The sequence below is a fragment of the Mesobacillus subterraneus genome, from assembly GCF_003937825.1.
Lineage (GTDB): Bacteria > Bacillota > Bacilli > Bacillales > Cytobacillaceae > Mesobacillus > Mesobacillus subterraneus.
The window spans coordinates 306,101-320,083 of the sequence record NZ_RSFW01000014.1 but is presented as its reverse complement, the minus strand read 5'-3'; the positions used below and the strand labels follow the sequence as shown (position 1 = coordinate 320,083).

At 44.7% G+C, this 13,983-nt stretch carries 9 protein-coding genes and 1 riboswitch; of the genes, 7 read left to right on the top strand and 2 right to left on the bottom strand.

Annotated features, from left to right (window positions below):
* Window positions 1–16 precede the first annotated feature (16 nt).
* From EJA10_RS13505 to EJA10_RS13485, 5 genes are all read left to right on the top strand, one after another.
* Window positions 17–2,602: a response regulator gene (locus tag EJA10_RS13505; RefSeq protein WP_246017788.1), complete on the top strand. Its 2,586-nt coding sequence runs from the start codon at window positions 17–19 to the stop codon at window positions 2,600–2,602.
* 39 nt (window positions 2,603–2,641) lie between these two features.
* Window positions 2,642–3,448, top strand: a complete 807-nt coding sequence (locus EJA10_RS13500; protein WP_125480519.1) for a CheR family methyltransferase — start codon at window positions 2,642–2,644, stop codon at window positions 3,446–3,448.
* A gap of 114 nt (window positions 3,449–3,562) precedes the next feature.
* Window positions 3,563–4,474 carry a hypothetical protein gene (locus tag EJA10_RS13495; RefSeq protein ID WP_125480518.1) on the top strand — a complete coding sequence of 304 codons (912 nt, stop codon included), beginning with the start codon at window positions 3,563–3,565 and terminating at the stop codon, window positions 4,472–4,474.
* An 11-nt stretch (window positions 4,475–4,485) separates the two neighbouring features.
* Entirely contained in the window at window positions 4,486–5,034 is a 549-nt protein-coding gene (locus EJA10_RS13490) for an HAD-IIIA family hydrolase (RefSeq protein WP_125480517.1), read from the top strand.
* A 60-nt stretch (window positions 5,035–5,094) separates the two neighbouring features.
* Window positions 5,095–5,484 carry a hypothetical protein gene (locus tag EJA10_RS13485; protein WP_125480516.1) on the top strand — a complete coding sequence of 130 codons (390 nt, stop codon included), beginning with the start codon at window positions 5,095–5,097 and terminating at the stop codon, window positions 5,482–5,484.
* Between the two features lie 91 nt (window positions 5,485–5,575).
* Here the strand turns inward: EJA10_RS13485 and EJA10_RS13480 are convergent, their stop codons facing one another.
* Complete coding sequence (locus EJA10_RS13480; RefSeq protein ID WP_125480515.1) at window positions 5,576–5,830, bottom strand: ATP synthase subunit c family protein; 255 nt, start codon at window positions 5,828–5,830, stop codon at window positions 5,576–5,578.
* 1,599 nt (window positions 5,831–7,429) lie between these two features.
* Complete coding sequence (locus EJA10_RS13475; protein ID WP_125480514.1) at window positions 7,430–8,572, bottom strand: PP2C family protein-serine/threonine phosphatase; 1,143 nt, start codon at window positions 8,570–8,572, stop codon at window positions 7,430–7,432.
* 176 nt (window positions 8,573–8,748) lie between these two features.
* Here EJA10_RS13475 and EJA10_RS13470 point away from each other — a divergent pair, with 176 nt between their 5' ends.
* On the top strand, window positions 8,749–10,929 hold the full coding sequence (locus EJA10_RS13470; RefSeq protein WP_125480513.1) for an EAL domain-containing protein: 2,181 nt from the start codon (window positions 8,749–8,751) through the stop codon (window positions 10,927–10,929).
* A gap of 524 nt (window positions 10,930–11,453) precedes the next feature.
* Window positions 11,454–13,646, top strand: coding sequence for a beta-propeller domain-containing protein (locus tag EJA10_RS13465; RefSeq protein ID WP_125480512.1), 2,193 nt, complete (start codon window positions 11,454–11,456; stop codon window positions 13,644–13,646).
* Window positions 13,647–13,772: 126 nt separating this feature from the next.
* A riboswitch (Lysine riboswitch) is annotated at window positions 13,773–13,950 on the top strand.
* Window positions 13,951–13,983: the final 33 nt, after the last annotated feature.

Here is a 13,983-nt window from a genome sequence, read left to right as displayed (position 1 = left end):
CAGGAACCTTGTTCAGTTGATTACGGAGTACGGAGATGCGGAAGGTGCCAACATTCAGGCTCCTCAGGCTGCCGGGGACCAGCTGGGTATTAGCCAGAGGCTGGTCGAGCTGGAAACGACGCTGAACCGGAACAAATCAAAGGTGCTTGTGGCTCAAGTCCAGGAAGCGTATCAGGAATATGCCCTCATGGAGAGCGATATTTACAACCAGATGGCTACTGGGACTAGTCGGGATGATATCCGGGCGATTTACCAGGGCAAGATGCTGATCAGGAACCAATTATTCGAGAAGATAGACGAGTTCAAAGAATATCAAGAGACGTTAATGGGCGAGGCCATGAAAGAGGCGACCGGGACATATGACAACCTTGTCATGGGATTGATCGGCCTTGTTGTCCTGGCGATTGTCCTGATCACAGGTGTGATGCTGTGGGTGATTCGTGACACGGTAGGCACAGTTAATTCTTTCACCGAGTCCATCAAGAAGGTCGATTATGATGATTTGTCTTCGATTCCGCGCATGGATGAAGACGTTAAGGGCGAGTTTGGAGAGATTGCCCGGGCCTACAATTCGATGGCAGTATCCATCGAAGAGCTCACTGAGAAGGAAAAGAAATATAATGAAGAAATGCAGGAACAAAACTGGATTCAATCCAACTCGGTAGAGGTTGTGAAGCTCTACAGTAGGGAAGTGACGGTTTCCTCGCTTGCAGAAAACTTCATGAAAAAGCTGACGCCAATCATGGACGGAAACCTTGGCGCTTTTTACCTGAAGGATGAATCGACTGGTAAGCCTTATTTTAAAAAGGTTGGTTCATACGCTGATGAAGCAGGACGTGACGGCTTTGTAGCCGGCGAAGGGATGATTGGCCAGTGTGTGGAGGAAAAGCGCACGGTTGTGATGAATGACATCCCTGCCAACTACAAAACGATTTCTACTGGACTGGGCAATGTACCGCCGAAGAGCATAGTGATGGCGCCTGTCATGCTGAAGGATGAAGTGGTTGCGGTTGTGGAAGTGGCGAGCTTGTCCGGGTTTGCGCCAGCCAGCTTGAAACTTCTGGAAAATGTCCTTGAAACCTTGGGGATCGGGCTTGCCAATATCATTGGCAGGATGGAAGTCGAGCGCTTATTGCTCGAATCCCAGGCCCAGACGGAAGAGCTTCAGGCACAATCTGAAGAGCTGCAGTCCCAGTCAGAGGAATTGCAGTCGCAGTCTGAAGAATTGCAAATGCAGACAGAAGAGCTGCGAATGATGAATGAGCAGTTGGAGGAGCGCACGCATGATGCGGAGCTGAAATCAGAAGAGCTCCAGGCGGCCAAGGAAGATTTGGAACAGAAGGCAAGAGAGCTTGAACAAAGCTCATCCTACAAATCAGAATTCCTGGCGAATATGTCCCATGAACTGCGTACTCCATTGAACAGTATTCTGCTTCTTTCCGAGATGCTGCTTGATGATGAGGAGCACGGTCTTTCCGAGGAACAGAAGGAATTCTCGAAGGTCATCCATTCTTCCGGCCAGGATTTGCTGAACTTGATCAATGACATCCTGGACTTGTCCAAGGTCGAAGCAGGAAAGCTGGAAGTAAGCTTCGAAGAGGTCTTCCTTGATGAGTTTACGGAACGGATTGAACGCCAATTCGCCCAGGTTGCGAAGAACAAAAATATTGATTTTACCGTTGAAAAATCTGACGATGTCACGCCGATCATCTACACAGATGAACAAAGACTGCAGCAAATCCTGAAAAATCTGCTTTCCAATGCCTTCAAGTTTACGGAAAAAGGCTCTGTCAGCGTAAAAATTGAGAAGGCTAGTGAAAAAGAAACGCTTGGGTGCCCGCTGAAAGGGCAGTCAGATGCATGGGTGAAGTTCTCAGTGAGGGATTCGGGGATTGGCATTCCGAAAGATAAGCAGCGGATGATTTTTGAAGCGTTCCAGCAAGTGGATGGCGCAATCATGCGGAAGTATGGCGGAACAGGCCTCGGCTTATCGATTTCAAGGGAGTTCGCGCTTCTTCTCGGCGGAATCTGCAAGGTTGAAAGCAAGGAAGGCGTGGGAAGCACCTTTACGGTGATCATCCCAAACCTGCCGGATGGCTATCCTGCCATTGTTGATATGGAAGTGAATGACCAGGTAGCGGCAGCTATTGAGCAAACAGCCGAACCTAAACCGCTTTTACCAGAACCGCCCCAAGCGGAAGAAGAAATCATCGTCGGAAATACGACAGTCCTGACTGGTAAAACCGTTGTCATTGCTGACGATGACCACCGCAATATTTTCACCCTGAAAAATGTTCTGCAAAAAGAGGGAATGAATGTGGTCACAGCGGATAATGGAGCTGATTGTCTCGAAAAAATGAAGGAAACCGGCCAGGTCGATATCGTCCTCATGGATATCATGATGCCGGTCATGGATGGATACGAAGCGATCAGGCAAATCCGCAGCAACGAAGGCAACAAGGAGCTGCCAATCATTGCGCTGACCGCTAAGGCAATGAAGGGCGACCGTGAAAAATGCCTTGATGCAGGAGCGAATGATTATATCAGCAAACCGATGAAGCTGGACCAGCTGCTGTCAGCTATGCGGGTTTGGCTGTCATAGAAGATTGAGACGATCAGGATGAAAGCAGAGGGTTGAAAGGTGAAAAACGAAGAATTAGAACTTGAATTGCTTTTGTTGGCGATCTATCGCCTGTCCGGCTATGACTTCAGGAACTATATGCGCTCCTCGATTCTGAGGCGAACGACTGCTAGAATGCATGCTGAAAAATTGCATACAATCACGAGTCTGACCGAAAAAATCATCCATAATGAGAGGGTTTTAGACGACATACTCAAAGATTTCTCGATCAATGTCACGGAAATGTTCCGCGACCCTACTTTCTTCAAGGCATTGCGTGAAGAAGTGATTCCGCTCTTGAAGGAGCTTCCGGAGATCAGGATCTGGCATGCGGGCTGTTCGACCGGGGAGGAAGCCTACTCGATGGCGATTTTAATCGAGGAGGAAGGCCTTGCCGATCGAACGAAGATCTATGCGACCGACATGAACGAAGTCGTCCTGGCGAAGGCTGAATCAGGGATTATGCCGCTGCACAAAATGCAGGCCTATACGAAAAATTACATCATGGCCGGCGGGAACAAGTCATTTTCCGAGTACTATGAAGCGGACAGTGAAGTGGCCCGCCTGAAGCCATCCTTGAAAAAGAACATCGTATTTGCGCAGCATAATCTGGTGACAGACGGATCCTTTAATGAATTCCATCTCATTATTTGCCGCAATGTCCTGATTTACTTCAATCTGGATCTGCAAAAGCAGGTATTCCAGTTGTTTGACGAAAGCCTCAGTAATGGAGGGTTCCTCGGTCTCGGAACGAAGGAAACCGCCAGGCCGGAACTTGGCTTTTTGGAAGCCTTTAATTCGAGGGAGAAACTTTACCGTAAAAAATAATTTTGTGCAAAGCAGTGGGAGAAATTCCACTGCTTTTTGTATTTTATTGGAACATAACATGGTAAAATTGGGAAAAATGGTAATCATGCTTGCATGGTCAAGACGGAGGTCAAAATGGCATCGGGTGTTTATACAATCCTGTTCATTGGAAGTATCCTGTTTTTAGCGCGGAAAAAGGCAGAGGAAGAGGCTAATTTCCTGCCCAAAATCATTGGATACTTTGTGCTGGGTTCATTGAACCTTACTATTAATCAGGTTTCAGTTCCGCTTGGTTTTTTCGTGTATATGTTGTTTTTTCGGCCGAAGCTGAATGTGGAAGTAAAGCGGTGGGCTGCTCTTCTTGGGTTGCTGGCTTTTATCCTGACCTTTTGGATGATCCCATTTGCGAATCATCAATGGGAAAGCAGACCTAAATCCATCGAAAGTGTACTTGGCTCTGTGTATACAATGGACTTAAAAGGTGAAAATGAGCGAATCAGGCAAGAACTAAAACTTGAGGATCAAAATTGGGGACTTGAGGATTTTGAAGTGGATTATGATCAAGATGGCAGAATCATAGATTTACGATGGCAGCTCGCAGGACAGAATGAAAATCATTTTGATCTGTATAAAATTCGTTATGATACTGACAAGAGCAACTATCAAGTAACTTATAGTCGGGCTGATACATGGCTTCAATACGATCGTTTGGTTGATGCCCGCCGTTTCTTTGAAGTGCTCGATGGACTGGATCTTAAAGCAATTACAGAAGCGAAGGGAGACTATTCATCCTATGTGATACGAAGTGAAGGGATGCGGGAGGGGTATGCCGTAAAGGATCAAGCTAACTTTATTGTTTCTGATGGGAAAATAGAAGAATTAAAGGATGAGCAGCTGCCTGTCGAGGCATGGTCGATCTCAACCTTTGGGCTAGAGAAAATCAGCGAAGAAAAAGATGAACGAGGAAATATCACTCAGGAAAGCTTTCAAGGTGCCGGGGCAGCCATGTATCTATTTGATGTAGAGTATATGGAAGACGAGAATTGAGGGGTGATCTTGTGAGACAGATTCAAGCGGTTTTTTTAGATAGAGATGGAACCATTGGCGGTGATGACACAGTCCACTACCCTGGACAATTCGAGCTCTACCCTTACTCAGCCTCGCTAATCCAAAAATTAAAACAAGACAATGTAAAGATCTTTTCTTTTACAAATCAGCCTGGCATTTCAAGAGGGCTGGCTAAAGTTGAAGACTTCGAGGAAGAGCTAAAAACGCTTGGTTTTGATGATGTCTATTTATGCCCGCACAGTCATCATGACGGATGTTCCTGTCGAAAACCCAACACAGGCATGTTGCTCGCAGCACAGCAAAAACACGATCTGATTCCCGAAAATTGTGTGGTCATCGGTGACCGCTGGAGCGACCTGGTTGCCGCAGAACAAGCAGGGTGCCTGAAGATTCTCGTCAGGACCGGAGCTGGTGAAGCTGCGCTGAATGAACACGCTGATCGATTAAAAGACGTGAGAATTGATTATGTAGCGAAGAACCTTGAGGATGCGGTTGGCTGGTTATACAGGAATTTTACTATAAGGAATAAAGTCGGCTAAAGCGCTTCAAAGGGTGAACGAATATTCTAATTGAGTAACTAATCAAAGGGAGATCATGATATGGGGATCATTCAGGGGAAATCATTGAAAGAGTGGAGAAACTTTTTAATCGCAACGGTTTTAATTATTGGGGCAGCATCATACTATCAAGTTTTCTTTAAACCTAAGAATTCCCTCGAACTCTATCAAGCCATTTCGTTTGCCGAGGATTTTGAAGAAGCAACAAAGCTAACCCTAGAAGGCTATGAAAATAACTTTAAGGAAAAAGATTTTGATTATATAAATAGGATCGATACATCTGCCAACAGCATAAGCCAATTCACATTGTTCGAGTATGATGAAAAGACGTATGTCATTATGACCTCACCAGGCACTGAAAGATTAAAAGTCCTCGCAGTTGAAGAATTGCCAGCAGATGTGAGAGATTACTTTCTTGATTTAGCGCGATAAAAATGTAAAAGCTTATCCTATTTTCAATTCAATCTTATATTCATTGTTCATACCCGGCTGTACGAAGGTAAAGAGTAGTGGCGGAATGCCACTACTCTCCAGCTCGATCTTTTTGATTGCCACAATTGTGAATACGCAGTGCGGTCTTGACTAATAAAAAAGCCAAAATCAATTCCGGAATCACTACTAAAAAGAAAAGAACATTAGCGATCCTATCTACTGCCTCAGGCTGTCTTGCTATCCCTTCCAAAGCTGCAGCACCTGCAACCCCAAGGCCATAGCCTATCCCAATGAAACCCAATAAAGCCAATCCAGCTCCAATACAGCATTGGATGAAACTTTTCATAATATCACCATCTCTCAAATAAAGGTTTTTAACATTATATTCAAGAGATCGTGAGCCGGTATGGATAAAACACTTATGTAAAAATGCTCAACTTTAACTGCTTATCGTTAAGCTCAATGAGGAGTGGTGAAATGGAGTTATGGAGACAATCTCTTAAATGGATCTGTTAAGCTATTTTTGAGTTATGGAATATTAGATAAATTTATATCAGATATTTCTCGTGGAGGATTTGATATCTATACCCTCGATTGTTCAATGTGGGACCTAAACAACTATCACAAGGACTTAGCATCCACCTTAGATTTTCCCGACTATAAAAGGAATTGGATGCAGCGAACTTTTCTAAAGGAGCCTGTTAATGAGGTTGTATTGCATAAATAATCCTTTTTCTGAAAAAATACTATCAAGAATGATCGAAAGTTTGGTGTGAATATCGACTGTTAAATAATTTATGTTCCTTTGGAACATAATTACAAAAGGATTGGACCAATATATGTTTCCGTCTCTAATTTTTTCTTACGGGATTGTTCTGATGTTAGCTTTTATATTAAAAAAGAAAAAAATGCATATGTTAGAGATAGTATTTGTATGGATGATTTCAATTTTTATTTATAACAATCTCGCCTTTTTAGCAGTATTAAATTATTCACTGATAAAAATACCAGATCATAATCACGGATTTCTTGCATACGAAAATTTCAGACTGTTAATTGTTCCTCTATCCATAATATGGTTCTTAGATGTGAATTCCTCTTTTAGTTCTCTAGGAAGAAAAGTTATTAATACTCTAGGTTTTATCCTTTTGATGTGTAGTTTTGATTATCTTCTTGAAAAATTTAGGATCGTTACCTATACAGAATCTTGGAATATGAATTATTCCATTGGTTTTTATTTAGGCCTAACACTTTGTATATATGTTATTAATGCTTTTTTTCACAAATTATTTAAAAAAGAGGTGTTACAAAAGTGAATTCACCTCAAAAGTTTGACATAAATGAATGGTTTATCATCATTGGGCTACTTGGATCAATCATATTGATGATATTGCTTCCAAAAAGGTTTCCCCATACAATAACCGTTCTTATATTGATGTTTTGTATGGTTACTCCAATTATCTTAGATACTATGATAGCAACAAAACCGTTTGACTTTTACGATATAAACGATACTTCGAAATTTGAATTGTTTGATTTTCTATTATGGTTTTTTTACGCTCCTTTTGGTTATTTTTTTCTATACGGTTTGGATAAATGGAACCTCCGAAGTTTAAGACTACTCATTTACATCATTGTTTCTTCGATGGTAGCTGTTGGGTTTGAATTTCTAACATTGAAAGCACATATCTTTACTTTTAATGGGTGGCATTCATTTTATAGTTTTCCTATTTACCTTGTAGTTCAAAGTGCATATATAGCATTCTACATATGGATAAAAAACCTTTTTCTTTCCACAAATCCTTCAGATTTATCTTAATTGTATTGATTGAGCGGGTGCTAATTTACAATAAAGAGCGGTTTTTTAACTGATTCAAACAGTATTCAATAAATTCTTTAAAACACGAAAAAACAGAGTGAAATCCACTCTGTTTTTTTGTATCCACTATCTCGCCTGAATCAGCACAGTGCACATATCGTCTGACCCGGCTTCTTTCTGCTCCGGTGTCAGGATCAGATCAAGCGGCTCTTTGTCTCTGGCCTGATCCAAAAGCTTCATTGTGACGTTTTTCAGGAATTCCGTGCCTGCTTGCTCGTATTTGTCGATGGCTTCGTGGACGCCGTCGGTGCAGATCAGGAGTTGCAGGGATTGGGAATAGGAGATGGTTGTTTTATTTGTATGTATATCTGGGAAAAATCCGACCGCGCATGTATTGCTCTTCAGTTCTTCAATATGCTCGCCGTCAATCAAAGCATGTGCTGTTGGGTGGCCAGCGTTTATGTATTCGATTTTTCGCTGTGCTGTATCAAGTGTCAGATAAATCGCGGTGAAGTAATAAGGAATCTTTTGGTTATGCAGGTTCAGGGAGTTCATCCATTTGTTCAGTTCGCCAATCACATACTCGGGGTCAGGATTCGAGCGAATGGCGTCACGAAGGACAGAGGAGATGAACATGCACACCAGCGATGATGAAATCCCGTGGCCCATCATATCCAGCTGGATGACGGCGTACCGGTGCTCATCGATTCTGTGCCAGTAATACAAATCCCCGGCGAGCTTGTATGCTGGAAGATAGGATGCTTTGATTAGGAGATTCTCTTCCTCGACAGGCTGGCTGAGCAGACTGGTTTGCACCTGCATCGAAAGTTCCAGCTCATTGACGATTTTTTCTTCCTGCTTCTTGTGCCAGTCTTTTTCATATTTTAACCGAAGGGCGACCCTGATCCGGGCGAGAAGCTCCGTCTTCTTGATCGGCTTCATCAGATAATCCATCCCGCCGGCATCGAGTGCCTCAACCACCTTGCCTGTGTCCTCAAGGGCGGTGACGAAAATGACGGGGATATCTTTCAGGTGGGGGATTTCCTGCAGGCGTCGGCAGGCCTCGATTCCATCCACCTCAGGCATCATGATATCCATCAGGATCACATCCACCTGCTCCGCAACGATATACGGGTTATCCGATTCCAGATAGCCAAATAAATCATGGGCAGATGTAAATGAGAGATGCTCCTTGTATCCGGCTCTATTTAAAAGTTTTTCAATTACAAATAAATTCGCTTCATTATCATCGACGATCAGAATACTCATATGTAATTCCTCTCCAACATTGATTCAACATATTTATATACCCATCTTAACACGTGCTTAAACCCTTGTTGAAAAATAAATACGTCTGTATGTTAAGAAATACCAGTGTAACCATAGTTAGGGAAAGCCGATATATAGTGAAAGAAATGGGTTTGACCAGGGATGGGTGATTTTTTATGGTGCCAGATTTAAATAGCAGCTCTCTTTTTGATGTGTACCAATCGTTATTCAACTACAATCATGATGGGTGCTACGCGCTGGATCTGGAGGGGAATTTTACATTATTCAATGAAGCAGCAGAAGAAATGACGGGATATTCACGGGAAGAGATTTTACAAATGAATTTTGTCTCGTTGATCCATGAGGATGAGCTCGAGAAAACGCTACAGCATTTCAAGCGGGTGCTTGAGGGAAATCGCGAGCGATTTGAAACGACGATTTTGAAAAAAGGAACAGGGGAACGAGTGGATTTATTTCTATCTGTGGTCCCAATCAAGGACGGCAATGAAATCCTCGGTGTCGTAGGATGCGCCCAGGACCTGACGGAGAAAAAAGAGCTCGAGGCCCTTTTAAGCGGACAAAACGAAATCCTTCAGCTGATTGCCAAAGGTGCGCCTTTCCAGAAGGTACTGGATGATATCATTCATTTTATTGAAAAGTTCACGCATGGAGCGCATTGCTCGATCCTGCTGACAGATCCAAGCGGGCAGAAACTGGTGCATGGCTCGTCTCCGAGTTTGCCGAAGGCATACAACGAGGCTGTGGATGGAATTCCAATTGGTCCGTCTGTCGGTTCGTGCGGAACATCCGCGTATTTGCGGCAGCCAGTCGTGGTGAAGGATATAGGCACAGATCCCCTGTGGAAGGACTACCGGGATTTGGCTTTGTCCCATGGGTTGAGGGCTTGCTGGTCGTCTCCGGTTTTTGATGATGACCAGCAGGTGATTGGCATATTCGCGATGTATTACTGCCAAGCCAGTTCACCACGTGAAAAGGACCGGAAAATCATCCAAAAGGCAACCGACCTCACGAGCCTGGTCATCCAGCATTACCGGGCAAAGGACAGAATCGATTTCATGGCCTATCATGATGCACTGACGGAGCTGCCGAACCGCAGGCTTTTTGACCAAAAAGTAAAGGCAGCGATTGCCTCGGCGAATGTGGAATCAGGCGAGAAAGCCTGCATTATGTTCCTTGATCTTGATCGCTTTAAGGTTGTGAATGACTCACTAGGCCATTCGGTGGGCGACAAGCTGCTACATCACATTTCACAAACGATGAGGAGCTGTCTGGGGGACGGTGCCATATTGTCCAGGCAGGGCGGCGATGAATTTTCGATCTTGCTCGAGCGTACGACCAGGGAGGATGCGGAGGCATTGGCGGCTGCCATTTTACGAAAAATGTCCGAGCTTGTGCTGATTGATGGCACGGAAATATATATCACCACGAGCATCGGAATGAGCTTTTACCCGGATGACGGTGAGAGTGTCGAGACGCTGATCGGCAAAGCAGATGTCGCGATGTACCAGGCAAAAAAACAGGGGCGGAACACCTTCCAGAGCTATGACGTCATGCTCGATAAGAAGGCGCTGGAAAAATTGCAGATTGAGAACGAGCTCCGGAAAGCATTGGAGCGAGGCGAGTTCGAAATCCATTACCAGCCAATCATCAACCTCTGTAAAAATAAGGTGACCGGAGCAGAAGCGCTGATTCGCTGGAACAATGAAAAATGTGGGAATGTACCCCCGAATCAATTCATTCCAATCGCCGAAGAGACGGGGTTGATTGTCCCGATTGGGGAGTGGGTTCTGAGGACAGCGCTGCTTCAGCTTCGGGACTGGCACTCTGGCGGGATGCCTGGCCTGACGATGTCGGTGAACCTGTCGATTCGCCAATTTTACCAGCCGAACCTGGTTCAAACGATCAGGGATGCACTTGAAATGAGCGGGGTCGAACCGGAGTTTTTGACCATCGAGATTACGGAAAGTATGACAATGGATGTGGAGTCCGCAAGCGTGATTTTACATGAACTGAAGCAGCTAGGCGTCAACATCTCGATTGACGATTTCGGGACAGGCTACAGCTCGCTCAGTTACCTGAAAAAATTTCCGATTGATCATCTCAAGATTGACCGCTGCTTCGTGACAGATATCGCCGAGAACAAAAGTGATGAAAACATCGCCACGACCATCATCCTGATGGCCCACAATCTTGGATTGTCCGTCATCGCCGAGGGCGTCGAGACTGCGGAACAATTAGCGCTTCTGAAACAGCACCATTGCAACGATGCACAAGGATATTACTTCAGCAAACCCGTCCCGGCAGAAGAGTTTAGTAAAGTGAAAGTTCCTTCCTGATGTGGGAGGAACTTTTTTTCGTTGAAAAAACAGGGGGCTTTTCTCGTTGAAGAAGCAGTTCATTGACGGAGAGAGCTTTTTTCGTTGAAAAAACAGTTCATTGACGGAGAGAGCTTTTTTCGTTGAAAAAACAGTTCATTGACGGAGAGCTTTTCTCATTGAAAAAGCAGTTGTTGACGGGGAACTTTTTTCATTGAAAAAGCAGTTGTTGACAGGGAACTTCTTTAGCCGATAAAGCAGTTCCCTTCCTGGCATCGGGAGGAGCTTATTTAGGAGGCAACTGGGAGTTCGCCAATAAAAATCGATTTTCGCCAATAAAGCAGGTGGTTTCGCCAATAAAATCTGATTTTCGCCAATAAAGTTGTGAACTTCGCCAATAAAAATGAAATTTCGCCAATAAAAGAGATTCGCGCCAAAATGGGTCGCTGATTTCCAGCCCTTTTTGCAACAATATTGGATTATTTTTACTAAAACCTGAAACACCGGTTGCGAAACCCCGTCTAATTTTACAAGGGGGTTAAAAAATGATGAAAAAATGGTGGGTTTTGAGCGGTTTGATTCTTGTTTCGATTGTTGCGCTGGCGTTCTATGCTCTTCCTCAATTTAAAGTGGTCAATGCGTGGGATGGAGAGCAGGTGGTCCTGCCGAATAAGGTGTGGAAGCTTGAGTTTTCCGAGAAAGTATCATTGAAAAGTCTTGATAAAGATTTGATTTACATCACCAATGACAGGGGAGAGAAGCTGGACACCACGCTGGAGTTGGGTGAGGACCAGAAGACCATTTACATCAATCCTCCGGAGAACGGCTATGATCTGAAATCAAAGGTGTTTACGGTTCATTTTAAAAAAGGAATACAATCCGCTTTGGGGAGGGAGTTGAAATCTCCGCAGGCGTGGAAGTTTGTTGTTAAGGAGACACTGCCAGTTGTCGGCTCGCAGGAGAAACTGGCGAGCTATTTTGAGGAAATCATAAAGGAGCAACAGAAATCCCATGGCTGGTTCCGCACGGTGAAAGAGTCGTTGTCAGCCACCGAGGATAAGGCGACGGAGTCATCGAGCGCGGACAAAGCAGGCGGCGGTGATGTTTCGAGAACCAATGTGCAGGTCCAGGGAGTCGATGAAGCGGATATTGTCAAAACAGATGGCAAGAGCATTTTCCAGGCTGAGCATGATCGGGTGAGGATCATTGGGGCCGTACCTGGCGGCCAGATGAAGCTGCTTTCAACGATTAAGTATGATGAGACCTTTTCACCAAACCAGCTTTTCCTGGGGGATCAGCAATTGTTGGTCATTGGGCAACAGTATTTTAACCACTATAAGCCTTACGAAAAGCAGGCAAAAGATACAAAAATCGCACCTATGAGTTTTTCAACAAAAGTGCTGATCTACAATGTCGAAAACCCGGCGAAGCCAAAGCAAATCCGTGAGGTCAGCCTGGAGGGTTCCTTTATGTCGGCCAGGAAGGTTGATAATCTCGTATATTTCATCACGCAGCATTATCCGGATTATTGGCTGCTGAAGGAGGAGCGGGACATCGATATCAGGCCGAAGTTCACCGACAGCATCCACAATTCCGAGGAAAAAACAATCGGGTATGATGAGATACATTATTTCCCTCAATCACGCGAGCCGAACTATACGATGATTGGCGCGCTTGACCTTGATCAGCCTAAGAAGGAAGTGGCCATCGCGACGTACTTGGGCAGCGGCAACCAAATTTACATGAACAAGGAAAACCTGTATCTGGCTGTCCAGAATTACGGAGAGATGGAATTTGAAGACCGCGGCGTGATGGCTCCGGACACCGATGTCCACAAATTTGCGATCAATGGCATGAAGGTGACATACCACAGCTCTGCGACCGTGCCGGGGACGGTGCTGAACCAGTTCTCAATGGATGAGCACAACGGCTTTTTCCGTGTGGTGACGACGAAAGGCTATGCCTGGGATGAGAAGCGGCCGTCGTCCAACCATCTGTACATTTTGGATAAAAACCTAAAAGAGACCGGCAAGATTGAAGGTCTGGCAAAGGGTGAAAGGATTTATTCAGCGAGGTTCATGGGCGACCGAATTTACATGGTTACCTTCAAAGAAACCGACCCGCTGTTTGTGTTTGATGCAAGTGATCCGGCCAATCCGAAGGTGCTTGGCGAACTGAAAATACCTGGATTCAGCAATTACCTGCATCCATATGATGAAAACCACATCATCGGCTTCGGCCAGGATACAAAGATCGTTGCGGAAAAAGGTTCCTCCCAGCCGCGGATCCTGACTGATGGGGTGAAGATTTCGCTGTTCGATGTCAGCGATATGACGAACCCTAAAGAGAAATTCACGGAAATCATCGGCGGCAGGGGGACGTATTCGCCGCTGAACTATGACCATAAAGCCTTGCTTTTCAATAAAGATAAAGACATTTTCGCCTTCCCGGTTTCCGTTTACCGGAACAGCGAGAAGAACGAATTCGAATCGATTTTTGAGTATCAAGGGGCATATATTTACAGCATCGATCCTGCGACCGGATTCAAGCTGAAGTCAAAGGTTTCCCACATCGAAGGTGATATGCCATATTACGAAGATTGGGAGAGCCAAATCCAGCGCCTGCTGTATATCGGTGATACTCTGTACGCTATATCGCCGGGAGGGGTAAGCAGCTATAAAATGGGCAGTTATCAACAGATAGGAAAGCTGGAATTCGGCAAGAGCGAGCGGGAATGATGAAGTTGGAGCCAGGCATTCGCGGTCTGGCTCTTTTGAGATTGCTTTCGTTTTCAGAAATTTCCTATTGTCATATAATTTATATTCTGATAGTATTAACGGTAATTTCATATGATCTTATCAGATCGGTGAGGTAGAGGAGCGAATAACAAGAGTAGTCCATCGGAGTATGACATCGTTGATGGTGGATGAAAGGGTTGTTTGCCGAAGCGTGGCCAGGGTCAAACTGGTTACTGCTGGGATGCTTCCTGAATAAGGAGCAGACTGTCATGCTTGTTTTTGTGCATGGAGAACTACTGATCGAAATGGAGGATAACGTATATTGTAAAAAGCAATG